The 26509-nt window shown below is 65.0% G+C and carries 24 protein-coding genes; 16 read left to right on the top strand and 8 right to left on the bottom strand.

Going from position 1 to position 26509, the window contains the following annotated elements; genetic code table 11:
- Positions 1-12: 12 nt before the first annotated feature.
- From ACZ7GB_RS04495 to ACZ7GB_RS04485, 3 genes are read right to left on the bottom strand one after another with little or no spacing between them, the layout of a single operon-like run.
- Complete coding sequence (locus ACZ7GB_RS04495) at positions 13-933, bottom strand: Gfo/Idh/MocA family protein (RefSeq protein ID WP_472157780.1); 921 nt, start codon at positions 931-933, stop codon at positions 13-15.
- Positions 930-1991 carry an ABC transporter ATP-binding protein gene (locus tag ACZ7GB_RS04490; RefSeq protein ID WP_472157779.1) on the bottom strand — a complete coding sequence of 354 codons (1062 nt, stop codon included), beginning with the start codon at positions 1989-1991 and terminating at the stop codon, positions 930-932. The genes ACZ7GB_RS04495 and ACZ7GB_RS04490 overlap by 4 nt, the downstream gene beginning before the upstream one ends.
- 32 nt (positions 1992-2023) lie before the next feature.
- On the bottom strand, positions 2024-2827 hold the full coding sequence (locus ACZ7GB_RS04485) for an IclR family transcriptional regulator (protein ID WP_472157778.1): 804 nt from the start codon (positions 2825-2827) through the stop codon (positions 2024-2026).
- Between the two features lie 127 nt (positions 2828-2954).
- Between ACZ7GB_RS04485 and ACZ7GB_RS04480 the strand changes: the two genes are divergently transcribed.
- From ACZ7GB_RS04480 to ACZ7GB_RS04450, 7 genes are all read left to right on the top strand, one after another.
- Positions 2955-4190, top strand: a complete 1236-nt coding sequence (locus ACZ7GB_RS04480; protein ID WP_078519898.1) for an ABC transporter substrate-binding protein — start codon at positions 2955-2957, stop codon at positions 4188-4190.
- Positions 4191-4307: 117 nt separating this feature from the next.
- Positions 4308-5198, top strand: a complete 891-nt coding sequence (locus ACZ7GB_RS04475) for a carbohydrate ABC transporter permease (protein ID WP_472157908.1) — start codon at positions 4308-4310, stop codon at positions 5196-5198.
- 1 nt (position 5199) lies between these two features.
- A complete protein-coding gene (locus tag ACZ7GB_RS04470) occupies positions 5200-6045 on the top strand; it encodes a carbohydrate ABC transporter permease (RefSeq protein ID WP_078519897.1) in 846 nt (281 codons plus the stop codon).
- On the top strand, positions 6042-8114 hold the full coding sequence (locus ACZ7GB_RS04465) for an alpha-galactosidase (RefSeq protein WP_472157777.1): 2073 nt from the start codon (positions 6042-6044) through the stop codon (positions 8112-8114). The genes ACZ7GB_RS04470 and ACZ7GB_RS04465 overlap by 4 nt, the downstream gene beginning before the upstream one ends.
- Entirely contained in the window at positions 8111-9001 is an 891-nt protein-coding gene (locus ACZ7GB_RS04460) for a 2-dehydro-3-deoxygalactonokinase (RefSeq protein ID WP_472157776.1), read from the top strand. The genes ACZ7GB_RS04465 and ACZ7GB_RS04460 overlap by 4 nt, the downstream gene beginning before the upstream one ends.
- Complete coding sequence (locus ACZ7GB_RS04455; RefSeq protein ID WP_472157775.1) at positions 8998-9606, top strand: 2-dehydro-3-deoxy-6-phosphogalactonate aldolase; 609 nt, start codon at positions 8998-9000, stop codon at positions 9604-9606. The genes ACZ7GB_RS04460 and ACZ7GB_RS04455 overlap by 4 nt, the downstream gene beginning before the upstream one ends.
- On the top strand, positions 9603-10457 hold the full coding sequence (locus ACZ7GB_RS04450; RefSeq protein WP_472157774.1) for an SMP-30/gluconolactonase/LRE family protein: 855 nt from the start codon (positions 9603-9605) through the stop codon (positions 10455-10457). Before ACZ7GB_RS04455 ends, ACZ7GB_RS04450 begins: the two co-directional genes overlap by 4 nt.
- Before the next feature lie 84 nt (positions 10458-10541).
- Here the strand turns inward: ACZ7GB_RS04450 and ACZ7GB_RS04445 are convergent, their stop codons facing one another.
- On the bottom strand, positions 10542-11012 hold the full coding sequence (locus ACZ7GB_RS04445) for an autoinducer binding domain-containing protein (protein ID WP_472157773.1): 471 nt from the start codon (positions 11010-11012) through the stop codon (positions 10542-10544).
- Positions 11013-11234: 222 nt separating this feature from the next.
- On the opposite strand from ACZ7GB_RS04445, the gene ACZ7GB_RS04440 reads away from it, so the two are divergent.
- Positions 11235-11741, top strand: coding sequence for an autoinducer binding domain-containing protein (locus ACZ7GB_RS04440; protein ID WP_172976147.1), 507 nt, complete (start codon positions 11235-11237; stop codon positions 11739-11741).
- A 102-nt stretch (positions 11742-11843) separates the two neighbouring features.
- Here the strand turns inward: ACZ7GB_RS04440 and ACZ7GB_RS04435 are convergent, their stop codons facing one another.
- Genes ACZ7GB_RS04435 through ACZ7GB_RS04420 form a run of 4 tightly spaced genes read right to left on the bottom strand, consistent with a single transcriptional unit; the run spans position 11844 to position 16028 of the window.
- On the bottom strand, positions 11844-12965 hold the full coding sequence (locus ACZ7GB_RS04435; protein WP_472157772.1) for an ABC transporter ATP-binding protein: 1122 nt from the start codon (positions 12963-12965) through the stop codon (positions 11844-11846).
- A 2-nt stretch (positions 12966-12967) separates the two neighbouring features.
- A complete protein-coding gene (locus ACZ7GB_RS04430) occupies positions 12968-13861 on the bottom strand; it encodes a carbohydrate ABC transporter permease (RefSeq protein WP_472157771.1) in 894 nt (297 codons plus the stop codon).
- The gene (locus tag ACZ7GB_RS04425) at positions 13858-14739 is read right to left on the bottom strand and encodes a carbohydrate ABC transporter permease (protein ID WP_078519888.1); all 882 of its coding nucleotides are present in this window, start codon (positions 14737-14739) and stop codon (positions 13858-13860) included. Before ACZ7GB_RS04425 ends, ACZ7GB_RS04430 begins: the two co-directional genes overlap by 4 nt.
- Before the next feature lie 29 nt (positions 14740-14768).
- Entirely contained in the window at positions 14769-16028 is a 1260-nt protein-coding gene (locus ACZ7GB_RS04420; protein ID WP_472157770.1) for an ABC transporter substrate-binding protein, read from the bottom strand.
- Positions 16029-16261: 233 nt separating this feature from the next.
- Here ACZ7GB_RS04420 and ACZ7GB_RS04415 point away from each other — a divergent pair, with 233 nt between their 5' ends.
- The 8 genes from ACZ7GB_RS04415 to ACZ7GB_RS04380 all read left to right on the top strand — a co-directional run bounded on the left by ACZ7GB_RS04415 (position 16262) and on the right by ACZ7GB_RS04380 (position 26484).
- Positions 16262-18898, top strand: coding sequence for a cation-translocating P-type ATPase (locus ACZ7GB_RS04415; protein WP_472157769.1), 2637 nt, complete (start codon positions 16262-16264; stop codon positions 18896-18898).
- Between the two features lie 119 nt (positions 18899-19017).
- Positions 19018-20757, top strand: a complete 1740-nt coding sequence (gene acsA / locus ACZ7GB_RS04410) for an acetate--CoA ligase (RefSeq protein ID WP_472157768.1) — start codon at positions 19018-19020, stop codon at positions 20755-20757.
- Entirely contained in the window at positions 20754-22751 is a 1998-nt protein-coding gene (gene pdhA / locus ACZ7GB_RS04405) for a pyruvate dehydrogenase (acetyl-transferring) E1 component subunit alpha (RefSeq protein WP_472157767.1), read from the top strand. Before acsA ends, pdhA begins: the two co-directional genes overlap by 4 nt.
- A 4-nt stretch (positions 22752-22755) precedes the next feature.
- On the top strand, positions 22756-23937 hold the full coding sequence (locus ACZ7GB_RS04400; protein ID WP_472157766.1) for a dihydrolipoamide acetyltransferase family protein: 1182 nt from the start codon (positions 22756-22758) through the stop codon (positions 23935-23937).
- Positions 23934-24176, top strand: a complete 243-nt coding sequence (locus ACZ7GB_RS04395) for an acyl carrier protein (protein WP_078539928.1) — start codon at positions 23934-23936, stop codon at positions 24174-24176. The genes ACZ7GB_RS04400 and ACZ7GB_RS04395 overlap by 4 nt, the downstream gene beginning before the upstream one ends.
- Positions 24177-24568: 392 nt before the next feature.
- Positions 24569-24772 (top strand): hypothetical protein, encoded by a 204-nt coding sequence (locus ACZ7GB_RS04390; protein WP_472157765.1) that lies wholly within the window; start codon positions 24569-24571, stop codon positions 24770-24772.
- Positions 24773-24917: 145 nt separating this feature from the next.
- On the top strand, positions 24918-25691 hold the full coding sequence (locus ACZ7GB_RS04385) for a carbon-nitrogen hydrolase family protein (RefSeq protein WP_472157764.1): 774 nt from the start codon (positions 24918-24920) through the stop codon (positions 25689-25691).
- Positions 25692-25815: 124 nt separating this feature from the next.
- A complete protein-coding gene (locus ACZ7GB_RS04380; RefSeq protein WP_083078815.1) occupies positions 25816-26484 on the top strand; it encodes a cupin domain-containing protein in 669 nt (222 codons plus the stop codon).
- The last annotated feature ends 25 nt before the right edge of the window (positions 26485-26509 follow it).

The raw sequence follows: 26509 nt of genomic DNA, 5'->3' as shown, positions 1-26509 counted from the left end.
TAGTGGGCGCGATCAGGCGTCGAAAGGATCGGTGATCGCGAAACGTGCATTGATGAAGGCGTCCGCGACGAGGCGCATCGGCGCGAGGTCGAGATCGCTCTGCCCGGCGCGCACCAGACCGCGCATCCGGGCGTAGAGATTGGCGTATTCGCGGTTCTCGCCCGTGGCGATCACCTTGCCATCGACGCTGAACTCCGCGCCGCCCTTGTCGAGCATGGCCGTGCCGCGTTCGGTCTGAAGGGTGATGCGCCACAGCTCGTCACCCGTTTCCCGCCAGTCGAAGGCTGCGGTGATCGGGGTGTCGCCCGCGCGCATCTCCAGATCAGCGGCGATCGGGGTCTGGCGACCTCGCGGGATGCTCAGCGCGGCTGCTGTCAGCCGCACCGGCTGGCGCAGAATGCGGGTCAGGATCGAGAGCGCGTTGATGCCGGGATCGAAGACCCCGAGCCCGCCCGGCTGCCAGATCCACTCCTGGCCCGGATGCCATTTGCGCACATCCTCGCGCCAGTCGATCCGGATTGCGGAAATCTCGCGCCCGGCGAGCCATTGGCGCGCCGCGTCCACGGCTGCCGCCTCGCGCGAATGCCAGGTGGCGAAGATCGTCAGCCCCGCCTTCGCGGCGGTCTCGCGCAGCGCCTCGACCTCGCTCAGCGTCATGCCGGGCGGCTTTTCGAGCATCAGGTGACGACCCGCGCGCAGCACCGCCATCGCCTGATCGAATCGCCCCTGCGGCGGTGTGCAGAGCGAGACGGCGCCGATCTCGGGTTCGGCGTCCAGCATCGCGCGCAGGTCGGGATAGCTCGGCAGGTCGGGCAGGGTGGCATTGCGGCTCGCGATGGCGGCGAGATGCACGCCGCCCGTCTCCGCAATCGCGGGAAGGTGCTGGGCGCGGGCGATCGCTCCCAGCCCCACGAGGCCGATGGCAAGGCTCATCCGCGCACCCGTGCGCCCGTGCTGGTGTTGAACACATAGACCGAGGCCGGATCGAAGCTGAGCCCGGTCTTGCCGCCAACCCCGCCGTGGAGGCGCTGATCGGTCTCGACCACGACGCGCTCGCCGGAGGCCGCGTCGAGATGCGCATAGCTGACGCCGCCAAGGTTCTCGGCCATCTCGATGGTGAAGTTGCCGTCCGAGCCGCTCAGGCGCAGCGCGTTGGGGCGGATGCCGATTTCCAGCTTCGTGCCGTCCGCGGGCAAGGCGACGGGACTGTCGACGCGCTGCCCCAAAGCGGGCACGTCGAGCTGGCCCTCCACCACGGTCGCGGCGAGGAAGTTCATCGAAGGCGAGCCCATGAAGCCCGCAACGAAGCGATTGTCGGGATCGTCGTAAAGCTCCATCGGGCTTCCGACCTGTTCGATATTTCCCGCGCGCAGCACGACGATCTTGTCGGCCATCGTCATCGCTTCGACCTGATCGTGGGTAACGTAGATCATCGTTGCCCCGATCTCACGGTGCAGACGCGCGATCTCGGCGCGCATCTCGACGCGCAATTCGGCATCGAGGTTCGAGAGCGGTTCGTCGAAGAGGAACACCTCCGGGCCACGGGTGATCGCGCGGCCGATGGCCACACGCTGGCGCTGACCGCCAGACAGTGCGGCAGGCTTACGGTCCAGAAGCGGCTCGAGCTTCAGGATCCGCGCGGCTTCTTGAACCTTGTCGCTGATCTGGGCCTTTGGATGGCCGTTCATCTTCAACCCGAAGCCCATATTCTCGCCCACCGTCATATGCGGGTAGAGCGCGTAGGTCTGAAACACCATCGCGATGCCGCGCTCGGCGGGTTCGGCCTTCGTGACTTCGCGCCCGCCGATGCGGATTGCGCCGTCCGAGGTCTCCTCCAACCCCGCGATCATCCGCAAAAGCGTCGACTTGCCACAGCCGGACGGCCCGACGAAGACACAGAACTCCCCCGGGTCGACCGTCAGATCGACGCCGTGGATCACCTCCGCATCGCCAAATCTCTTGACGATCTTCTCCAATGCGACTCCGCTCACGGGGTCTCCTCCCTGTTTTTACGCGCCGGGGTTCAGTCGGCGCGTTTCTGTTCCGGAAAGCGCCAGTCACTGGCCGCTTTCGCGATCTTCTCCGCTGTCTCGAGGATCAGCGGGGCATAGGTTTCGAGTTGTTTTTGACCGTCGGGCTGGCCCGAGGTGATCGAGAGCGCGCCCAGAACGCGGCCCTGCGGCGACAGGATCGGAGCGGCGATGCAGCGGATGCCGGGCTCATGCTCCTCGTCATCCCGGGCAAAACCGCGCTTGCGGATGTTGTCCAGCTCGGCGCGCAGGCTCGTCGCGTCGGTCAGGGTGTGTTCCGTGAAACGATGAAAGCTCTGCCGCGTCAGCGCATTCTGCAGCGCCTCCTCCGGCAGATAGGCGAGCATCGCCTTGCCCACGCCCGTGCAATAGGCCGGACCGACCTTGCCCGATTGCGAGAACATCTCGACCGGGCGCGAGGCGTTGCGCTTGTCGACATAGAGCACCATGCCCTGATCGAGCTGCGCGAGGTGCAGCGTTTGACCGGTCTCCTTCGACAGTTGATCGAGGTAAGGCGCCGCGATCGGCGCAAGCGAACTTTGCGCCCAGGCGGCATGAGCAAGGCGCACGAGGCGCAAACCCGGCCGATAGGTCTGACGATCCTCGTCGAAGGCGAGCATGCCCTGGTTCGTGAGCGTCTGCACGAAGCGATACAGGGTCGCCTTGGGTAGATCGCAGACCGGCAGCAACTCGGCGAAACGCACGGGGCGGCCGAATTCGGCAACGCGGTCGAGCACGGCCAGCGTGCGTCCAACCGTGCCGTCGGATTTCTCCGGCTTTGGCGTGGCGTCGTTCATGGGCTCCTCCTCAGGGCTGTTGACAGGATGAGAGATTCGCGGCAGCATTTCAATATGTAAAACACGGTTTCAATATTTGGAACTAAAATCATTGATCCGTGGGCTACTGAAACGGGAGGAGAACCGAATGAATATCCTGAAAACCACCGCGCTTGTGGCGCTGATGGGCTCTATCGCCATTCCGGCGATGGCGGAGCAGCGCGTGCTCAAGCTCTTCACCGACGCGTCCGATCCGGCCCCGAAAGCCGCGTTCGAACAGCTCGTGAAAGGCTTCGAGGCCGAAAACCCGGATGTGAAAGTCGAGGTGAACACCTTCGATCACGAGGGCTACAAGACCGCGATCCGCAACTTCCTGACCGCCGACAGCCCCGATCTGGCGAACTGGTATGCGGGCAACCGCATGGCGCCCTTCGTCAATGCCGGGCAGTTCACCGATGTGTCCGATGTCTGGGAGGAGAACGGGCTCAAGGACAGCCTCGGCTCCGCGCTCAAGTCGATGACCATCGACGGCAAGCAATGGGGCGTGCCCTATACCTACTACCAGTGGGGCATCTACTATAACAAAGACGTCTACAAGAAAGCCGGGGTGGAGGTGCCCAAAACCTGGGACGAGTTCATCTCGAACTGCAAGAAGTTCCAGGAGATGGGCGTCGACTGCCTGACCACCGGCACCAAGGCGCTGTGGCCGGCGGCCGGGATCTTCGACTATCTCGATCTGCGCACCAACGGCTACGATTTCCACATGAAGCTCACCAGCGGCGAGATTCCGTGGACCGATGACCGGGTGAAGGCCGTCTTCGCCGAGTGGAAGAAGGTTCTGCCCTACACCACGAAGAACGTCGCCGCGATCGACTGGCAGGATGCGGTTTCGAACATCGTGCAGGGCAAGGCCGCGAATTACGTCATGGGCAACTTCGCCGTCGCCACCTTCAAGGATGGCGGGATGACCAATGACACGCTGGGCTTCATGGACTTCCCGACGATCAACCCGGATATCCCGCGCGCCGAAGAAGCGCCGACCGATACGATCCACATCCCGGCAGGCGCGAAGAACAAGGCGGACGCCAAGAAGTTCCTCGCCTATGTCGCGAAGGCCGATGTGCAGACCAAGATGAACGAAGAACTCGGTCAGCTGCCGATCAACAAGAACTCTTCGGTGGGCGACGATCCCTATCTGCAGGCGGGCTTCAAGATCCTGTCCACGGCCGATGGTGGCATCGCGCAGTTCTTCGACCGTGACGCACCGGCGCAGATGGCGAAGGCGGGCATGGAAGGCTTCCAGGAATTCATGGCCTATCCCGACCATCTCGACGCGATCCTCGAGCGCCTCGAGAAGGTGCGTCAGCGCGTCTACAAGAACTGATCCTCCCCGAGGGGCGGTGCCTGTCACAGGGCGCCGCCCCTTCCTGTTTTTCCAGATCCGAGGAGTGCGACGATGACCGTCTCACCCGCTATGTCCGAGCCGCGCGCGGAGACCGGCATGCCCGCACCGCGCCGCCGCCGGTTGAACCGAAAACTTGCGCCCTGGCTGTTTCTCGCCCCCGGCGTGCTGATGTTCCTGATCTACGTGCTGATCCCGATCGGCGAGTCGATGTGGATCTCGTTCTTCCAATGGGACGGGCTGAGCGCGAAAACGTGGGTCGGGCTGTCGAATTATCTCGAGCTGCTCGATGACGACGCTTTTTACACCAGCCTCAAGAACAACCTGATCTGGCTGGTGCTCTATATGCTGGCGATCCCGTTCGGGCTGTTCATCGCTCTGTTCCTGAACCAGACCGTGCGCGGTATCCGGATCTACAAATCGCTGTTCTTCTTCCCCTTCGTGATCTCTCAGGTCGTGGTCGGCCTGATCTTCTCGTGGTTCTATGCACCGGGCTTCGGGCTGTTCTTCGAGCTGACGAAATGGCTCGACGGGACCGGGATCGCGATCCTCGCCAATCCCAACACGGTGACCTACGGGATCATCGCAGCGGGTCTGTGGCCGCAGATCGCCTATTGCATGATCCTCTATCTCACCGGCCTGAACGCGGTCGCGCCCGACCAGATCGAGGCGGCGCGTCTCGATGGGGCGAAGGGCATCAAGATGCTCTGGTATGTCGTGCTGCCGCAACTGCGCCCGGCCACTTTCATCGCGGTCGTCGTCACCGTGATCGGGGCGCTGCGCAGCTTCGATCTCGTCTCGATCATGACCGATGGCGGGCCCTTCGGCTCCTCGCGGGTGCTGTCCTACTACATGTATGAGCAGGCGCTGTCGGAATACGGCTATCGCATGGGCTACGGCGCGGCGATCGCGGTGGTGCTGTTCGCGATCATGATGATCTTCATTTCGGGCTTCATCTGGAAGATGTGGCGCGACGAAAGGGGCGTGTGAGATGTTTCCCAAACCCATTCAATCCATGAGCCCCGCCGCCCGGCTGACCTATCAGATAGCCCTTCCGGTGATGCTGGTGGTCTGGCTGCTGCCGCTTCTGGGCGTCGCCGTCACGTCGATCCGGCCCTCCAGCGATCTCGCGCAGGGCAACTACTTCGGCATACCGTCCTATCTGGCGTTTTCGAACTATCTCGACGTGTTCAAGAATTCGCCCTTTGCCAGCTACATGCTGAACTCGTTCAAGGTGACGATCCCGACGGTGATCGGGGCGGTGGCGCTGTCGTGCCTGACGGGCTTTGCGCTCGCCGTCTACAAGTTCAAGGGCAACCTGCTGATCTTCTTCATCTTCGTGGCGGGGAACTTCGTGCCCTTCCAGATCCTGATGGTGCCGGTGCGCGACCTGACGGTGAAGATGGGGCTTTACGACACGATCACGGGGCTCGCGCTGTTCCATGTCGCCTTCCAGACCGGCTTCTGCACGCTCTTCATGCGCAACTTCATCAAGGCACTGCCGAAAGAGCTGATCGAGGCCGCCCGGGTCGAGGGCGTTGGCGAATGGCAGATCTTCTGGCATATCGTGCTGCCCTTGGTTCGGCCCGCAATCGCGGCGCTGTCGGTGCTGATCTTCACCTTCATCTGGAACGACTATTTCTGGGCGACGGTGCTGACCACGGGGGCGGATACCCAGCCGATCACAGCCGGGCTGCAATCGCTCAACGGCCAATGGGTCGCGGCGTGGCAACTGGTGTCGGCAGGCTCGATCCTCGCCGCGCTGCCGCCGGTGGCGATGTTCTTCCTGATGCAGAAACACTTCATCGCAGGGCTGACGCTCGGGGCGGTGAAATGATCCGCACGTGGCATTTGCAAGACGCCCGCCAGAGCCTCGTTCTGGCGGGTCACGACGACCGGCTTCCCGAGATCGTCTATTGGGGCGCGGCGCTGCCCGAGGGGGAAGACCTCGCAAGCTTGGCCGCGGCGAGCGTGCCGGATGTTACCGGCGGGATGCTCGACCGCGCGCCGGAGGTCTCGATCTGCCCCGAAGCGAGCCAGAGCTTCCCGGGCGAGCCGGGTCTGATTGCGCGCGACGGGGCAGGGCGGCCTCTGCGGCCCGCCTTCCGCTTCGAGAGCGAGACGCAGACCGGCAGCGAATTGACGCTTACCTATCGCGATGCGGCGCTCGGGCTGCGCTATAGTGCGCATTTCACGCTCGACCCCGACACCGGTCTGATCTCGGCCCGCGCCGAGCTGGAGAGCGATGCGCCGATCACGCTCCATTGGCTCGCCGCGCCTGTCTTTCCCGGCCCGCAACTGGCCGACGAGATGCATGAGTTCTCCGGTCGCTGGATCGGGGAATTCCAGATCGAGCCGACCCCGTGGCGCCCCGGCCAGCGCGTGCGCGACAACCATACGGGCCGTACCGGGCACGAGCATTTCCCCGGGTTGATCCTGCCCGCGCGCGGGGCGACCAAGACCCAAGGCGAAACCCGCGCCTTCCATTACGGCTGGTCCGGCGGGCATCGGATGGTCGCCGAAGAACTGCCCGACGGGCGCAGGCAAATCCAGTTCGGCCATGCCAGCGGCTCCGAGCCGGAACCGGCGACGCGGTTCGAGACCGCGACGCTGTATGCCGCTTTCTCAGAAGCGGGGTCGAATGGCTGCGCGGTCGCCTTCCAGCGCCACCTGCGCAAACGCGCCCCTTGGGCCAAGGCGCGCCCGGTGCATTACAACTGCTGGGAAGCGGTCTATTTCAAACATGATCTGGCCGAGCTGAAAGCCATCGCAGAGCGCGCCGCCGCACTTGGCGCAGAGCGTTTCGTGCTCGACGATGGCTGGTTCGGCAAGCGCGACGACGACACCACGTCGCTGGGCGACTGGACGGTCGATCCGCGCAAATATCCCGACGGGCTGACGCCGCTGGTCGATCATGTGCAAAGCCTCGGGATGGAATTCGGCCTCTGGTTCGAGCCCGAGATGGTCAACCGCGACAGCGATCTGGCCCGCGCCCATCCCGACTGGCTGCTGGGCCCGGAGGATCAGATCGAAGGCCGCCAGCAGCGCGTGCTCGACATGGCGAACCCCGCGGTGCGCGATCATCTTTTCGAGGCGATCGACGCGGTGCTCTCGGCCTATGCGATCTCTTACGTCAAATGGGACCATAACCGGGTGCTGCCGCATCCCGACGCCGCGCAGGCGCGGGGCCTTTACGATCTGCTCGACCGGCTCCGCGCGGCCCATCCGGGCGTGGAGTTCGAAAGCTGTGCCTCAGGCGGTGGGCGGATCGATTTCGGTATTCTCGAGCGCACGGGCCGGGTCTGGCTCTCGGACAGCAACGACGCTCTCGAACGCCTGCGCATCCAGCATGACGCGGCGCTGTTTTTGCCGAGCTGCGTCACCGGCTCTCATGTCGGCCCGCGCCATTGCCACACATCGGGGAGGGTGATCGACATTCGCACCCGGGCCTGGGTCGCGGCGCAACGACACATGGGTTTCGAGATGGACCCGCGCGAGTTGACCGCGGAGGAGGCAGAGGTTCTGACCTCCGTCACCCGCTGGTGGAAGGACAACCGCGACTGGCGGATGCGCGCGGATATCCTGCGGCTCGACAGCGCCGACCCGGCCGTGATCGCCGAGTTGCAGCTGGCCGAGGATGGCAGCCGTTTCGTGGCCTTCGCAGGTCAGGCGGCAACCTCTGCGCAGATCCTGCCGCGCCCGCTGCGGCTGACCGGGTTGGACCGGGCAGCGCGCTACCGGTTGCGGCTGATCACCGCGGAAGATCTGCCCCGGTTGTCGCGTGGGACACCCGCGCTTAAGACCGGACCGATTACGCTCAGCGGGCAAGCGCTGATGGGGCAGGGGATCACCCTGCCCTGGACCTTCCCCGAGCGCATTCACGTGATTGAAGGAGAAAGACTATGAGTGACGCGGCTCCCGACTGGATCGCCGCCGATTGGGGCACGACGCATCTGCGCGTCTGGGCGATGCGCGGGCGCGAGGTGCTCGACCGACGGAGCTCGGAGCAGGGGATGGGCAAGCTTACCCCCCCCGAGTTCGGCCCGGTGCTGGAAGACGCCGTTGCGGGCTGGGGCGCGGCCCCGGTCGTGACCTGCGGCATGGTCGGTTCGCGTCAGGGCTGGGCCGAGGCGCCCTATGCGCCGGTGCCCTGCGCCGCCCAACCGCGCCTCGTGCGGGTGCCGGATCACGCGGCGCGCCCGGTCTATATCGCCTGCGGCCTGCGTCAGGACAGCCCGCCCGATGTGATGCGCGGCGAAGAGACCCAGATAGCGGGCTTTCTGCTGCGCAATCCCGGCTTCGAGGGCACGATCTGTCTGCCGGGAACCCATACGAAATGGGTGGCGCTGCGCGCGGGCCGGATCGAGCGGTTCCGGAGCTGCATGACTGGCGAGATTTACGACCTGCTCGCGCATCGCTCGGTGCTGCGCCACACGATCGGGGAAGGCTGTCACGACATGGCAGCTTTCGACGCGGCGGTGGCGGAGGCGCTGGCCGATCCGGCGGCAGCCTATGGCGCGCTGTTCGCGCTGCGCGCCGGGGCGCTACTGGGTGCGCAATCGCCCGAAACCGCCGCCTGCCGTCTCTCCGGGCTGCTGATCGGCTGGGAGCTGTCCGCCACGCGCGATCTCTGGCAGGGCCAGCCCGTCGCGCTGATCGGAAGCCCTGTTCTCAGCCCGCTTTATACCCGGGCGCTGGCCGGTTGCGGCATCCAAGCTGCCAGCCATGACGCCGAAGACGTGACCCTTGCGGGGCTCTATGCCGCGCGCCAGACCATCGGAGCTGACAAATGAGCCGACCCATCATCGCCATCCTGCGCGGGATCACCCCCGCTGAAGCCATCGCCGTCTGCGAGGCGCTGATCGCCGAGGGCGTGACCCGGATCGAGGTGCCGCTGAACTCGCCCGATCCGCTCGAGAGCATCGCCGCGATGGTGGAGCGCTTCGGCTCCGACGCGCTGATCGGGGCGGGGACGGTCCTGACCACGGATCAGGTCGCCGCCGTCGCCGCAACCGGTGCGAAGCTGATCGTTTCGCCCAATTGCAACACCGAGGTGATCGCCGCTTCCAAAGCCGCCGGGCTGCAGAGCTTCCCAGGCGTGATGACCCCGACCGAGGCCTTCGCGGCGCTTGCCGCCGGGGCCGATGGGCTGAAACTGTTTCCGGGCGAACTGATCGGCCCCGTCGGGCTGCGTGCGATGCGGGCTGTGCTACCGCCCGAAGTGCCGCTTTACGCGGTGGGCGGCGTCTCGGCCGAGAACATGGGCGAATGGCACAAGGCAGGTGCGGCCGGCTACGGCATTGGCTCGTCTATCTACAAACCCGGCGACAGCGTAGAGACCGTGACCGAGAAGGCCCGCGCGCTGGTCGCCAGCTATGACGAGGCCTGCACGGCATGAGCTTCGAGATTTACGACGACCGCGCCTGTTTCCTTGGCGAGGGGCCGTTCTGGCATCCCGAACGTGGCCAGTTGTTCTGGTTCGACATCCTCGCGGGTCGGATGCTCAGCCGCGATGCGACCGGGTCGCGCGAATGGGAGATCGGGCAGATGGCTTCGGCTGCGGGCTGGGTCGATGCCGAGACGTTGGTGATCTCGACCGAGACCGGACTGCGCCGTTTCGACATTGCCTCGGGTGCGCATGAGCCGCTCGCCGCGATCGAGGCCGACCGCACCGACACACGTTGCAACGATGGCCGGGCCGATCCGATGGGGGGCTTCTGGGCGTCGACCATGGGCAAGAACGCGGAGACGGGCGCGGGGGCAATCTATCGCTATTTCGAGGGCACGGTGGAGCGGCTCTTTCCCGAGATCACCATCCCCAATTCGATCTGCTTCGCGCCCGATGGGCGACGCGCCTATTTCGCCGACACCCCGACCGGAAAGATCATGACCGTCGCGCTCGACGCGCAGGGCTGGCCCGAGGGGGCGCCGGAGGTCTTTGTCGATCTGAGCGCGGAGGGCCTGAACCCCGACGGCGCGCAGAGCGATGCCGAGGGCGCACTCTGGAGTGCGCAATGGGGGGCAGGGCGCGTGGCGCGATACCTGCCCGACGGGCGCTTCGACCGGGCGACCGCGGTCGGCGGGCGGCACAGTTCCTGTCCCGCATTCGGCGGGCCGGAGTTCAAGACGCTTTTCGTGACCACCGCGCAGGAAGGGATCGAGGCGCCCGACGTCGCGCAGGGCCGGGTCTATTGCGCCCCCGCCGGGATTGCAGGGCGACCCGAACCCGCGGTGCGCCTGAACGGCTGATCGCAATGCGTGCAGCGGAGCTCGGGCGAACACAGCACGGGCTTGCTGCGCTTTCTCGGGGACGATCCGGCTTTCCGGATCGTCTCAGAAACGGAGTTCAGACCGGAGCCGCTCCAACTCGCCCTCGGGCAACGACTCGACACCCTTCGTCATCTCGTGAAGCTCTTCCAGGAGCGCTTGGGCTTGCTCGGCCTCGGCGTCTTCGATCTTCCGCGAAGGGTGTGTGAAAAATCCAGCGGACCGGGAGGTCTCCCCGATCGCGATGGCCTTCCCGAAGCGCAGTCCGAATTCGGCGGCCTGACCGAACACATTGCTCTCGTCTTGATCCGCGAGCTCGGACCAATCACAAATCCCCGTATGGGTCATCGCCCACTTGACCGTCGGATCGACGAATACGAGGCCATTTGCGGTGTAGAAATTCATCCATTCTTGTGGATATGTCTGGTAGAGCAGCGTAGGATTGGCAAAGCGAATGTGCAGCCCTAGGGCGAATTTCCAATCCGATACTTCACCCAGACGTTGCAAGCTCTGGCGCATTTCATGCACGTCGATCATGCAGCTATCCTTGTATAAACTTGACAGAAATTCTTGACCAAAACGCCGCGGCACTAGCTTGGCCTAATTGAGCTCTCCTCTTTGGTGACTATAAATCCCTCGGAGGGAATGGAAGATCGAAACGACACGATGCTAAGTGATTTTCAAAGTCTTTTCGCCGAACGCGCGCCAGCCGGTTGCTACATCGCTTTGCGGGCGGGTTTCTTCGCGCCTGAGGCCGAGTTGAATCTGTTTCCGGCTGACTGGATCAATCATTATACCTTTTCTGGACTGGCGCTGGCCGACCCGCTGTTGCGTTGGTGTCAGGAAAATTCGGGCTATGCGCGATGGAAGGACATCGACAGCTTCGTCGGCACGGACTTCATGCGCGACTATCGGAAATTTGGCTTCGAATTCGGAAGTGTCGTGTCGATCCATGGGACGGAAGAGATGCCGAAGCGGAGCCTCGGGATCTTTGCGCGCGCTGACCGAGAGCTGCACGTCTCCGAAATGGAAGAGATCGAGACGGTGCTCTCGCGCATCCATGCCGCCGAGCCCGAGATGCCGACAGAGGCGCAAATGCAGGCCCTTCAACTCTATTCCAAGGGCTATCTGCACAAGCAGGTCGCCCATGAATTGCAGCTCTCCGTCGGCGGGGTAAAGGCCCGTCTAAGGGGCGCTGCGGACCGCCTCGGGGCCAAGACATTGAGAGAAGCTGCGAGCATCGCTGCAAGTCGCGGCCTGCTGTAAGCTTTGACGCTCCACCGGGTTTTCCTCTTGCGAAGACGATAGCCGAAAGCCGCGTTGCGCCAATCGGCGCGGGGGGCTTTAGGGGGCTTTCAAAGATCCGCGTCACAGGCGCAGGCCGGTCTCGGCATCGAAGACCTTGGCCTTGCCCATATCGACCTCGAAGCTGAAGGGGGAACCAGGGGGCAGGGCGTCTTCCGGGCGAACCCGGGCAATCACCTCGGTCTCTCCAAGGGCGAAGACGATCATCGTGTCGGGGCCGGTCGGCTCGACCAGATCGACCGGGCGTTCGAAGACGAAACGGTCGGGGCCGGGCAGTTCGGTCCCGGCCATGAAGATCGCCTCCGGCCGGAGCCCCAGAACAACCTTGTGCCCGTCGGGGGCGGTGATCCGCTCTGCGAACCGCGCGGGCAGGGGAAAGCGAAGCGCCCCCGCCGTGCCCTCGGCCACCTCCACCGACAGCGCGCCCGTCTGCCCATCGCGCCGCAGGGCGCCGGGCAGCATGTTCATCGACGGCGAGCCCATGAAGCTCGCGACGAAGAGGTCCACCGGATCGTCGTAGATCTCTCCGGGTTCGGCCACCTGACGGATATGGCCATTATCCATCACCGCGATCCGGGTCGCCAGCGTCATCGCCTCGATCTGGTCGTGGGTGACATAGACGACAGTCTTTCCCAGCCGCTGATGCAGCTTCTTGATCTCGGTGCGCATCTCGATCCGAAGCTTGGCGTCAAGGTTCGACAAGGGTTCGTCGAACAGGAAGACCTCGGGCTTGCGCACCAGCGCCCGGCCCATCGCGACGCGCTGGCGCTGGCCGCCCGAAAGCTGACCGGGCTTGCGATCCAGATAGGGATGGATCTGCAAGAGCGTGCTGAACTCTTCGACCGCGGTGGCCTGTTCGGCGCGCGGGACGTGGCGGGTCTGCATCCCGAAGGTGATGTTCTCGCGCACCGTCTTGGTCGGGTAGAGCGCGTAGGACTGGAACACCATCGCGATGTCGCGGTCGCGTGGCGGGGTGTCGTCGACCCGCCGCCCGGCGATCTCGATATGGCCGTCGCTCAGCGTCTCGAGCCCGGCGATCAGGTTGAGCAGGGTGGACTTGCCGCAGCCCGAGGGCCCGACGAGGACGATGAACTCGCCCGCCTCGATCTCGAGGTCGATACCCTTGATCACCTCGTTCGTTCCGAAGCGTTTGCGCACGCCCTGAAGGGAAATTCCCGCTGCCATTGCTACCCTTTCACCGCTCCGGCCGAGAGCCCGCGCACGAACCAGGCTCCGGCGACGACATAAACCGCCAGCGTCGGCAGCGCCGCGATGATCGCCGCGGCCATGTCGACATTGTATTCCTTCACCCCCGTCGAGGTGTTCACCACGTTGTTGAGCGCCACCGTCACCGGGTTGCTGTCGCCGGTGGTGAAGGCCACGCCGAACAGGAAATCGTTCCAGATCTGGGTGAACTGCCAGATCACGGTCACCACGATGGCAGGCAGCGACATCGGCAGCACGAGCCGGAAGAAGATGCCGAAGAAGCCCGCCCCGTCGACCTTCGCCGCCTGAATGATGCCGCTGGAAACCCCGATGAAGAAATTGCGGAAGAACAGCGTGGTGAAGGCGAGGCCATAGACCGTGTGTACGAGGATCAGCCCCGGGATCGTGCCCGCAAGGCCAAGCTGGCCCAGCACCCGCGCCATCGGCAGCAAGATCACCTGAAACGGGATGAAGGCGCCGAACAGCATCAGCGCGAAAATCGTGTCGGCGCCGCGAAAGCGCCATTTGGTCAGAGCGTAACCGTTGAGCGCGCCCAGTATCGTCGAGATCGCTACCGCCGGCACGGTCATCATCACCGAGTTCCACATATAGGGTGCCAGCCCGTTGCAGCGTACGCCCACGCAGGCGCTGTTCCAGGCTTTCTCCCAGGCGCTGAAGTCGAACTCTTTCGGCAGGCTGATCAGCGAGCCCTCCCGGATCTCGGTCAGCGATTTCAGAGAGGTCGAGATCATCACCAGAAGCGGGATCAGGTAGTAGATGCAGAACACCCCGAGCACGGCGAACAGCACGGCGCGCATCAGGCTGTGATGCAGGCCCCTGCGCTGGACGATCCCGCTTGTGTTGCGCCCACTCATCCGCTGGTCTTCCTCAGTTCCGAGTAGAGATAGGGCACGATGATCGCGATGACCGTCATCAGCATCATCGTGGCGCTCGCCGCCGCCACGCCCAGCTCGCTGCGCTGGAAGGCGAAGGAATACATGAAGGTGGCGGGCATGTCGGTGGCATAGCCCGGCCCCCCGCCGGTCAGCGCGATCACCAGATCGAAGCTCTTGATCGCGAGATGGGCGAGGATGATGACGGTGGACAAGAACACCGGCCGCAGCATCGGCAGCACGATGCCGGTATAGGTGCGCCACAGCCCCGCGCCGTCGATCGCCGCCGCTTTCAGGACCTCGTCATCGACCGAGCGGAGCCCCGCCAGAAACAGTGCCATCGCGTAGCCGGAGCTTTGCCAGACGGCTGCGATCACAACCGTGTAGATCGCGTAATGGGAGTTCACCAGCCAGTCGAAACTGAAATTCTCGAACCCGGCCTGATGCATCAGCCGCTCCAGCCCGAGGCCGGGGTTCAGCATCCATTTCCAGACCGTGCCGGTGACGATGAAGCTGAGCGCCATCGGGTAGAGGTAGATCGTGCGGATCACCCCCTCGATCCGCACCTTCTGATCGAGCAGGATCGCCAGAAGGATGCCGATCGCCATCGAGATCGAAATGAACAGGCCCGAGAAGACGAAGAGGTTGCGGATCGCCACATACCAGCGTGGCGTCTCCCAGAGCCGGACATATTGGCTCAGCCCGTCGAACTCGTAGTTGGGCATCACCCCCGACCGGGTCAGCGAGATATAGGCCGTCCAGAGGATGAAGCCGTAAACGAAGAACAGGCTCGCCGCGAAAAGCGGCGAGACCACGATCGCGGGCAGGCGCCGTTCCAGCGCCCGCCCGAACCTTGCCATGGGCCCCGTGCCTCCGGGCATTGCAGGCCCTAGTTTTCCTGCGCGCGCTTGATCGCGGCCGCAAGTTGCTTGACCGCGTCCTCAGAACTCATGTCAGAGTTGAAGAAAGCGGTCACGAGATCGAGGAACTCGCCCCGCACCGAGCGCGGCACCGCCATCTCATGCGCCATCGAAGGCACCAGCGTGTCGTTCTCGATCGCTGCCAGCAGATCGGCATGCGAGCGTTTGGCGCAGGCGTCGAAATCGTCGAGCGGCACGTCGGTGCGCGCCGGGATCGACCCCTTGGCGAGGTTGAACACCTTCTGGAACTCGGGCGACATGATCAGTCGTGCGAGCACTTTCTGGCCCTCGATGCGGTCTTCGCCCTCCACCTTGAAGAAGGTGAAGCTGTCCGAGTTTAGCACGAAACCCTTGCCCGGCGTGGGCCAGCACAGGAAATCCTGTTCCGGCACCTTTCCGGCGGCGAGGAATTCGCCCTTGGCCCAATCGCCCATGATCTGGAAACCGGCCTCGCCGCGCATCACCATCGCGGTCGCGAGGTTCCAGTCGCGCCCCGAGAAGTTCGGATCGACATAGCCGCGCAGCTTGCGCAGCTGGTCGAAGGACTTGACCATCATGTCCGAGGTCAGAGCCTCCGGATCGAGCTCCACCAGCGCCTTGCGGAAGAAATCGGCGCCGCCGATGCCCAGCACCACGTCTTCGAACAGCGTCGCGTCCTGCCATGGCTGACCGCCATGGGCGAGCGGCACGATGCCCGCCGCCTGCAGCTTGTCGGCGGCGGCGTTGAACTCGTCCCATGTCGTGGGCATCTCCTCGACGCCTGCCTTCTTCAGCGCCTCGGGGTTAGCCCACATCCAGTCGACGCGGTGGATGTTGACCGGCGCGGCGACGTATTTGCCCTGATATTTCATGATCTCGGCCAGCGCTGGCGGCAGGACCGCATCCCAGTTGCCTTCGTCCGCGACGGACTGAACGTCGTTCAGCGCGCCTTGCTCGGCCCATTCCTGGATACCCGGCCCCTTGAGCTGCACGGCCGTCGGCGGATTGCCGGCCACGACGCGGGCGCGCAGCGCCGTCATCGCGGCATCGCCGCCACCGCCCGCAATCGGCGAGTCGATCCATTCGCCGCCCTCGGCCTCGAAGGCTTTCTTCAGTTCTCCGACGGCCTTGGCCTCGCCGCCCGAAGTCCACCAGTGCAGGACTTCGACCGTGCCATCCGCCCGTACCGCGCTCGCTGAGAGCGCGCCGGCGACGCTTGCCGCCGCCATCATGGCTTTACAAATGTGCATGTTTTCCTCCTCCTCCCGGTCGAGTTCGCGGTCCAAGATCGCAGCCCGACACGAGATTTAGGCTGAGACGACAGGCGCAGAACGTCATTGATCTCGATCAACGATTTGTGAATCGCGGGTGAGGGGACGGTGGCAGAGGCGAGTTTGACCCGTGGCATCCTTACGCAAGTCCGAGCGATTGCGCTGCCTGCCGAAAGGCTTACCATCGCCTCGGGATGACTGAAGGCCTCGTGATGCAGGATACCGACGCCGCGCCAGCTTTTGCCGAAACCGCCGAGGCGGTGATTGCGCGTCTGTCCGTCCCTTTTCCGAACGGGCTGAGCGCTCAGGAGGCCGCCACGCGCCTCGCGGGTCACGGCCCGAACGCTCTGCGACGTCCCAAGCCCCGAAGCGCGTTGCGCATCCTGCTGCATCAGTTTCAGGGGGTGATCGTCGCGCTTCTCGTTCTGGCAACGGTGTTCTCGCTGGTCATTAACGATATCGTCGAGGCGCTGGCGATCCTCGTCGTGCTGCTCTTGAACGGCGCGATCGGGTTTTTCACCGAGTTGCGCGCCACCCGCTCGATGGAGGCGCTGTTCAGCGTCGCCGAGGTCCGCACCCGAGTCCGTCGGGACGGGATTCTGATCGAGGTGGATGCCCGCGATCTCGTGCCTGGCGATCTCGTGATGCTCGAAGCGGGCGATGTGGTGACCGCCGATCTGCGGCTCGTCGAGGCGTCGGGGCTTCATTGCGACGAATCCGTGCTGACCGGCGAGTCCCTTCCGGTGCTCAAGACCACCAAACCGCTGCCATCCGACGTCGTGCTGGGGGATCGCACCAATATGGGGTTCAAAGGGGCGGCGGTCACGCGGGGGGCCGGAACCGGCGTGGTGGTGCGGACCGGCATGGAGACCGAGATCGGCAAGATCAGCCAGCTTGCGATGGCGGCCAGCACGGAACCCACACCGCTCGAACACCAGTTGACGCGGCTCGGGCAGCGACTGGTCTGGCTGACGATCGTTCTTGCCATCGCGATCATCGTGACGGGAATGGCGCAGGGCCACCCGCTCACGAGTATGATCCAGACCGGGGTCGCTCTTGCCGTGGCCGCGATCCCCGAAGGCATCCCCGTCGTGGCCACCTTGTCGCTTGCGCGCGGGATGTGGCGCATGGTGCAGCGCAATGCCCTGATCAGCCGCCTGTCCTCGGTTGAGACGCTCGGTGCGACGACGCTGATCCTGACGGACAAGACCGGAACCCTGACCGAAAACCGGATGAGCGTGGTGCAGGTCTTGCTCGACGGGGGGAGCGTGGATCTGGATGGGCCGGAGACCGGTGTCGCGGAGGACCGTCTGCGCGCCGCGTTGAAGATCGGCATGCTGTGCAACAATGCCGAGTTGGGCGATGGCGATGAGGGCCGGATCGGCGACCCGACCGAACTGGCCTTGCTGAGTGCGGCGCGACAGGCGGGGGTGACCGAGGACGAAGCGGAGCCACGCCTGTTCCAACATGCTTTCGAGAGCGACAGCCTGATGATGGCGACCGTCCATGCGTTGCCGAACGGGCGCGCGCTCTATGCGGTGAAGGGCGCGCCCGAGGCGGTGATCGCCTCTTGCTCCGAGGTTCTGGGGGCGGAAGGCCCGCGCCCTCTGAGCGCCGAAGACAAGGCCGACTGGATCGCGCGGAACGCGGACGCCGCGAGCGAGGGACTGCGTGGGATCGGCCTCGCGATGAAGCGGACGGACGGGGCGGAGGACGCGCCCTATGAGGGGCTGACGCTGGTCGCGATTGCCTGCCTCGCCGATCCGTTGCGCAAGGATGTGCCCCCCGCGATCGCGGCCTGCCAGAGCGCCGGGGTCCGGGTGATCATGCTGACGGGCGATCATGCCGAGACCGCCGCGCGCATCGCGAAGGATGCCGGGATCAGCGGAAACGGCGCGGTGGCGATCGAGGGGCGAGACCTCACCGGGCTCGATCTGGAAAACGCCCCGGAGGAAACGCTCGACCGCCTGCGCAAGGCTAGCGTCTTCGCCCGCGTGGCACCGGCGACGAAGCTGGACCTCGTCAGCTTCTATCAGCGCGAGGGGGAGACTGTCGCGATGACGGGCGACGGGGTGAATGACGCGCCGGCGCTGAAGAAAGCCGATATCGGCATCGCGATGGGCCAGCGCGGCACCCAGGTCGCCCGCGAGGCCGCGCATATGGTGCTCAAGGACGACGATTTCGCGACCATCGTCGAGGCGGTGCGACAGGGCAGGGTGATCTTCGGCAATATCCGCAAATTCATCGTCTACCTGATGTCGTGCAATCTCTCGGAGATCCTTGTGGTCGGGATCGCCGTGGGAGTGGGGCTTCCTTCACCGCTCCTGCCGCTGCAGATCCTGTTTCTCAATCTCGTCACCGATGTCTTCCCCGCGCTGGCGCTCGGTTTGGGGCATGGGGACGGCCATGAGATGCGCCGCCCGCCCCGTGACCGCGCCGAGCCGATCCTCGCACGCAGGGAATGGGGGCGCATCATTGCGCTCGGGACGATCGTCACGCTGGCGACGATGCTGGCTTTCGGGGGGGCGCTCTACGGTCTGCAGCTTGAGCCCGCCGCCGCCGTCACCGTGGCCTTCGTCACACTCGCGCTGGGCCAGTTGTGGAACGTGTTCAACATGCGCGAGGCCGACACCCACGCCCTGCGCAACGATGTGACGCGCAACCCCTATGTCTGGGGGGCGCTTGTCCTGTGTCTCGTGCTGATCGCCGGGGCGCTGTGGCTGCCGGGGCTCTCCGATGTGCTGCAGCTGCCGTCGCCCGGAATCGCGGGGCTGACGCTCGCCGGGGCGATGAGCCTGCTGCCGCCGCTGCTGGGGCATCTGGTCGTATCGCGCGCAACCCGCAGATAATTTCCGCTCCCGCGTTGAGCCACATCAATGAAACTGCCTCCTGTCTTCGCCTAGGGAAGGTCATGGCCGTTCGTGACAGGGGCGGCCCATCGACTGGCATCACCATGGGAGGAGGTGTGATGACTTGGGCGATTATCCGGAAGCCGGCCGCCGAACGGGCAGCCGCCACGCTGACCGATGAGGTCCGCGAGGCGTTCACTTGGGACACCGCGCGGGCGATGCTCGACGGCTTTCCCGATGGCGGGCTGAACATCGCCTATGAGGCGGTGGATCGGTATGTCGCCTCGGGTCATGGGGCAGATGAGGCGATCCTGTGGCTGGGCAAGGACGGCGCGCGAGAAAGCCTGAGCTATGACGACCTCGCCGCCCGGACCGCGCGCTTCGCCAATGTGCTGACAAGCCACGGGCTGAAACCGGGCGACCGGCTCTTCGGTCTCGCGGGGCGGGTACCCGATCTCTACGTCGCGGCGCTGGGCACGCTGAAAGCCGGGATGATCTTCTCGCCGCTCTTTTCCGCCTTCGGGCCCGAGCCCTTGCGCACCCGGCTCGAGATCGGCGAGGCCAATGCGCTGATCACGACTGCCTCGATCTACCGGCGCAAGATTGCCGCCTGGCGTGACGAGATTCCGTCCCTGAAACTGGTGCTGATCATCGGCGACGAGGCGCCAGACGATTGCGTCGCACTCGGCCCTGCGATGGCGGCGGCCTCGGAGGAGTTCGAGACGGTCCGCACGGCCCCCGAAGACCCTGCGCTGATCCATTTCACCTCCGGCACCACGGGCCGCCCGAAAGGCGCGGTGCATGTGCATAATGCGGTGGTGATGCACGCTGCCGCGGGGCGCTATGCGCTCGAGCTGACGCCGGGCACGCGCTACTGGTGCACCGCCGATCCGGGCTGGGTGACGGGCACCTCCTTCGGGATCATCTCGCCTCTGGTGAACCGTGTGCGGATGGTTATCGACGAGGCCGATTTCGATCTCGACCGCTGGTATGGCATCCTTGAGCGCGAGCAGATCGAGGTCTGGTACACCGCGCCCACCGCGATCCGCATGATGATGCGCGCAGGGAAAGAGGCGGCCGAGCCTTACGATTTCTCGAAACTGCGGTTCATGGCCTCGGTGGGCGAGCCGCTCAATCCCGAGGCCGTGGTCTGGGGCAACGAGGTCTTCGGCAAACCCTTCCACGACAACTGGTGGCAGACCGAGACCGGCGGCATCATGATCGCCAATACCCGCGCGATGGATGTGCATCCCGGCTCGATGGGCAAGCCGCTGCCGGGGATCGAGGCGGGGATCGTCGAGCGTGTCGATGAGGGGCTGCGCGACTGCAAGCCCGGCGAGATCGGCGAACTGGCGCTGCGCCCCGGCTGGCCGTCGATGATGCGCGCCTATCTCCACGAAGAGGCACGCTACAAGAAGTGTTTCGTGGATGGCTGGTATCTCTCGGGCGATCTCGCGATGCGCGACGCGGAGGGGTATTTCTGGTTCGTGGGCCGTGCCGACGATCTGATCAAATCCTCCGGCCACCTGATCGGCCCTTTCGAGGTCGAAAGCGCGCTGATCGAGCACCCGGCGGTCGCCGAGGCCGCCGTGATCGGCCTGCCCGACGAGACCGCGGGCGAGGTCGTGAAGGCCTATGTCGCGCTCAATCCGGGCTTTGAGCCTTCTGAGGATCTAGAACGCGACATCCGGGGCCTTGCACGCAAGAAACTCGGCGCGGCGGTCGCCCCGCGCGAGGTGGTGTTCCGCAAAACCCTGCCGAAGACCCGTTCGGGCAAGATCATGCGCCGTCTTCTGAAAGCGCGCGAGCTGGGCCTGCCGGAAGGCGATATTTCGACGCTGGAGAGTGACGAGACATGACTGCCGACAAACCGCACCTGACCCATGACCACATCCGCGAATTGCTCACGGCGATGATCCGTGTGCGCCACTTCGAGGATAAATGCGCCGAGCTCTACACGCAGGAGAAAATCCGCGGTTTCCTCCATCTCTACGATGGCGAGGAGGCGGTGGCCTCGGGCGTGATCCCGCGGCTTGGCCCGGATGATCGCGTCGTGGCGACCTATCGCGAGCACGGTCACGCGCTGGTGCGCGGCGTGCCGATGGAACGCGTGATGGCCGAGATGTATGGCAAGGCCACCGGCGCCTCGGGCGGGCGGGGCGGCTCGATGCATATCTTCGACGCCGAGCGCAATTTCTATGGCGGGAATGCGATCGTGGGGGGCGGGCTGCCGCTGGCCGTGGGGCTCGCGCTGCGCGACCGGATGATGGGCGCGCCCAATGTCACCGCCTGCTTCTTCGGCGAAGGGGCTGTGGCCGAGGGCGAATTCCACGAGTCGATGAACCTCGCGCAACTCTGGTCGCTGCCGGTATTGTTCGTGTGCGAGAATAACGGCTACGCGATGGGTTCGGCCTTGGCGCGGACCGAGGCCGAGACCGACATCCGGCGCAAGGCGGCGGCCTATGGCACGGTGACGGAACAGGTCGACGGGATGGATGTGGTCGCGGTCGAGGCCGCCACCCGCCGCGCGCTCGCCGCGATCCGCGAGACCGGCAAACCCTATTTCCTCGAATGTCTGACCTATCGGTTCCGGGCGCATTCGATGTTCGACGCCCAGCTCTATCGCGACAAGGACGAGGTGGCCGCGTGGCGCGAGAAGGGGCCGATCGTACGGTTCCAGACCTGGCTTTACGAGACCGGGCTTATGCATCCCGAAGAGGTCGCGCAGATCGAGGCGGACGTCGAGGATGAGATCGCCGCCGCCGTCGCCTATGCCGAGGCGAGCGAATGGGAGCCGCTCGAGACGCTCACCCGCCATGTCATGGCCGAGGACCGCCCCGCGCCGCCCGCACCGCCCGAACCCAGCGCCGAGACCGTCGAGATGACCTATCGCGAGGCGGTCAAGCAGGGCATCCGTGACGCGATGAGCCGCGACGATCGGGTCTTCCTGATGGGCGAGGATGTGGGCGCATACGGCGGCTGCTACGCGGTCTCGAAAGGGTTGATGGACGAATTCGGAGAGGATCGCATCCGCGACACGCCACTGTCGGAGTCCGGCTTCACCGGGGCTGGAATTGGCGCGGCGGCGGCAGGAATGCGCCCCATCGTCGAGGTGATGACGGTGAATTTCTCGCTGCTCGCGCTCGACCAGATCATGAACACCGCCGCCACGATCCGGCACATGTCGGGCGGGCAGTTCGGCGCGCCCGTGGTGATCCGCCTCGCGACCGGTGCGGGTAAGCAGCTGGCGGCGCAGCATTCCCATTCGCTCGAAGGGTGGTATGCGCATATTCCGGGGCTGCGCATCCTCGCGCCTGCCACGCTTGAGGACGCGCGCGGGATGCTCTGGACCGCGCTGGAAGACCCCGACCCGGTGCTGATCTTCGAGAACGTCATGCTCTACAACATGACCGGGCAGATCGCGGCGAATGCCGGGCCGGTCGATATCGACAAAGCCGCGATCCGGCGTGCGGGCAAGGATATCAGCCTGATCACCTATGGCGGATCGCTGTGGAAGACGCTCGAGGCCGCCGAGGTGCTGGCAGGCGAGGGGATCGAGGCCGAGGTGATCGACCTGCGCTCCCTGCGCCCGCTCGATGACGAGACGATCATGGCATCGCTTGCGCGCACGCGCCGCGCGGTGATCGTGGATGAGGGCTGGCGGTCCGGCTCGCTCTCGGCCGAGATCGCGGCCCGGATCGGCGAGCAGGCCTTCTGGCATCTCGACGCGCCGGTGGGGCGGGTGTGCTCGACCGAGGTGCCGATCCCCTATCCCAAACATCTCGAGGACGCCGCCATTCCGCAAGTGCCCGCCATCGTGACCGCCGTGAAGGCGACGCTCGGGAAAGGGTGACGCGATGGCCGTTTTCAAGATGCCCTCGCTCGGCGCGGATATGGAGGCGGGCAAGCTGGTCGAATGGCTGGTGAAGCCCGGCGATACGGTCAAGCACGGCGATATCGTTGCGGTGGTCGAGACCCAGAAAGGCGCGATCGAGATCGAGGTTTTCGAGGACGGCGTGGTCGAAAAGCTGGTGGCCGAACTGGGCCAGAGCCTGCCCGTCGGCGCGCCGCTCGCCGTTATTCAGGCGCCGGGGGAGGCGCTGGCGGAACCCACGGAGGAAGCGCCGCCAGTTGCACCGAAGACTGCGACCGAACCCGTCGCGCCCGTTGCGGAAGCGGCGCCGCCAAGTGCTCCGCCTGCCGCCACAGCAGCAGGCATCGCCGCATCACCCGCCGCCAAAGCACGCGCGGCGGAACTCGGGATCGCGCTGGAGAGCCTCACCGGGAGCGGGCCGGGGGGCGCAATCGTCCTCGCCGATGTCGAGACGACGAAACCCGCCGCGACACCGAGCCCGGCGCAAGATCGCGGCGCTTATCTCGCCGAGATGCGCAAGGCGATCGCCGCCGCGATGGCCCGGTCCAAACGCGAGATCCCGCATTACTACGTCACTCACACGGTCGACCTCACTGCTGCGAGCGATTGGCTGAGCGCCGCCAATGCGGACCGCCCGCCCGAAGAGCGCATCCTGATGGGCGCGCTTTTGATGAAGGCCATGGCGCTGGCGGCACACGAGGAAAAGGCGGTGAACGGGCATTATGGCGAGGATGGGTTTACGCCCTCCACGGCGATCCATCTCGGATTGGCGATCGCGCTCAGGGGCGGCGGGCTTGTCGCGCCTGCGATCCTCGATGCCGACAAGAAGAGCCTGCAGGATTTGATGGAGGCGATGCGCGACCTTACGATGCGCGCCCGTGCCGGGCGGCTCAAAAGCTCGGAGATGAGCATGGCGACGCTGACCTTCTCGGCGCTCGGCGAAAGCGGGGTCGAGGCGATGGCCGGTATCATCGTGCCGCCGCAGGTCGCCATCGTCACCGCCGGTGCGCCCGGCCCGCAACCGCTGGTGCGCGATGGCAAGGTGATCGCCGCGCAGGCCGTGACGCTGACCCTCGCCGCGGATCACCGCGTGAGCGACGGGCGGCTGGGCTCGAAATTCCTGACCGCGATCGACGCGAAGCTGCAAACCCCGGAGGAGCTATGACCGAAGACGAAATCCGCAGCGCCTATATCGAGGAACTTGTGCGCGTCGCCCCCGATCTCGATCCCGCCGAAATCGCGGGATCGGACCATCTTCAGGACGATCTCGAGCTCGACTCGATGGATATCCTGAATCTGGTGATCGCGCTCAACCAGCGCTTCGGCGTCGCGATTGCAGAGGCGGATTATCCCCAGATCGCCACACCGGATCTTGCTGCGGCGTTTCTAGCCAAGCGGGTTTGAAGGATCGGCTTAGGCGGTCAGTTGCGGCATCCGATGTCTGATGGCGTCCAGTCCGGGCTGATGCTGGTGGGTGAGCACCGCTGCACGGACCGCAGATCCAGATCGCTCTAAGGCGGGGGCTTCGCTTCTCGCCCGGAGGCCAGCCACTCCAAATTGACCCTGCCGGACCACCCGCTGAGCATTCAACTCAGGGGGGATTTCGGCACGCCGTGAGTCAATTCGCTGTTACCGCGGAAAAAACTGAGGAAATCCGCAATGCGCGGAGTCGCATTCCTTTGTTACCAGTGGGTTATTCGCAACAGTTGTCTATTCGCAAAAATGTTATTTTCGGGAGGGCCCCGGCTGTATCGCGAGCCTCTTGCGCCCTTGACGAGTTAGAGATGGAGATCGTTATGATCGAAACGCGTATCGAAGTAGAGTGCTTGGAAGACGGGGCCATCCGGCTGCGCAGAGGTGCGTGGTCGGACCGTGTGCCGCGTGCGCGGATCGACCACTGGGCAGACCACTATGAGCTGATGCATCTCAATAATGGCAATGCCGGCTATCTCGAACTCGCGCATGCCCTGCGGGAGGCCAAGGCGAAACTCCTGTCTTGATTGAACTGGACAGGTTCTCGCGGCTGCCTTCGTCCTGACCCTCTCTCCAGACGTCTGTCGCCCGTAGGCAGAGTTTTCCGGCTTTGCTCAGGGTGACGGGCTGCGACGCAAGCGATACGCTTGTTTGTCGAGAATGGAGACAAACATGAGAATCGCGCTCGTCCAGCCGCACCCGCTTCCCTCTGATCCGGCGCAGATATTTGCGACTATCGAGGCATGGGTGCGCGGCCTGTCGAGGCTCGGCGTCGATCTTGTCGTGCTGCCCGAGCTGATCTTGCCCGGCTACAACCGGCCCGAGGACCATCGCGCGCAGGCGCAGCCGCTCGGCGCAGAGTGGTGCGCCACGATGGGCGATATCGCGCGCAAAAACGACTGCGCGATCTGCTATGGCTGGGCTGAACGGCTGGGCGATGACGTGTTCAACGCGGCGTCTGTGCTCGACAAGACAGGCGCGCGGGTCGGGCACTATCGCAAGATCCAGCTTTTTGGCGAGATGGAGCGCGCGAGTTTCGCCTTCGGGACGGAAACGCCGCCCGTCTTCGAGCTGAATGGGATCCGGACCGGCCTGCTGATCTGCTACGATATCGAGTTCCCGGAACACGCGCGGGCATTGGCGAGAGCGAAGGCCGAGTTGATCCTCGTGCCGACGGCGAACCCGGTTGGCTACGATCACGTCCCCGATCTGCTCGTGCGGGCGCGCGCGAATGAGAACGCGGCCGTCGTGGTCTATGCGAATTACGCCGGTCCCGATCGAGACATCGATTTCGGTGGCAAGTCCATCATCGCGGGCCCCGACGGACAGGCGGTGGCGCTGGCCGGACGTGGCCCGACGATGTTGATTGCCGAGCTGCCGAAGCCCGCCGATTATCCCGGCGAGGCGATCTCGGTTCAGCTCGACGATCTGCGACGCGTGGAATAGCGGAGGGGCTTCGCGGCTCCCCTCCATTTGAAATTCCGCCTTCCGGGCATAGCTCCGAATTACGCGCCGTTTTAAGGCGGGGCGACAGTCCAGCCCGGGTTGGGGCAGACATTTCGGAGGGCACATGGAAATCAACGCGGAATTCTCGGAGCGCGTGCTCGTTCACTCCGACACGCTCGACTGGCACGGCTCGCCGTCGGCGGGTGTCGAGCGGCGGATGCTCGACCGGATCGGCGACGAGGTGGCGCGGGCGACGAGCATCGTGCGCTTCGCACCGGGGCACAGTTTCTCGGCGCATACGCATGGCGGCGGCGAGGAATATCTCGTGCTCGAAGGCGTGTTCCAGGACGAGAGCGGCGATTATCCGGCGGGGACTTATGTGCGCAATCCGCCGCAGACCCGGCACCGGCCGGGATCGGAAGGTGGCTGCACGATCTTCGTGAAGCTCTGGCAGTTCGACCCGGACGACCGCAACCAGTTTCACAAGGATATGCGGGCCGATCTGACCCAGACCGGCGAGGGCGTGGAGTGCGCTGAACTTCATCGCGACGCGCGGGAGATCGTCCGCTATTTCCGGCTCGCGCCGGATGCGACCCTGTCGCTAGATGATCCGGGCGGGATGGAGTTGCTCGTGCTAGGCGGAACGCTGTCCGAAGGCGGCGATGACCTGCGCGAGGGATCGTGGCTGCGCTTGCCTGACGGGCAGCCGCTGCAGGTTCAGGCCGGGTCGGGCGGCGCCGAGTTCTGGATCAAGACGGGGCATCTGCGCTTTGTTGCCGCGCCGGATCAGTGACGGGAAACGATCTCTCACAATGACG

It is taken from the genome of Thioclava sp. PTB-PU3-1, from assembly GCF_055666785.1.
The sequence above is the reverse complement of the archived record's forward strand: the minus strand, read 5'-3'. Positions and strand labels throughout refer to the sequence as shown.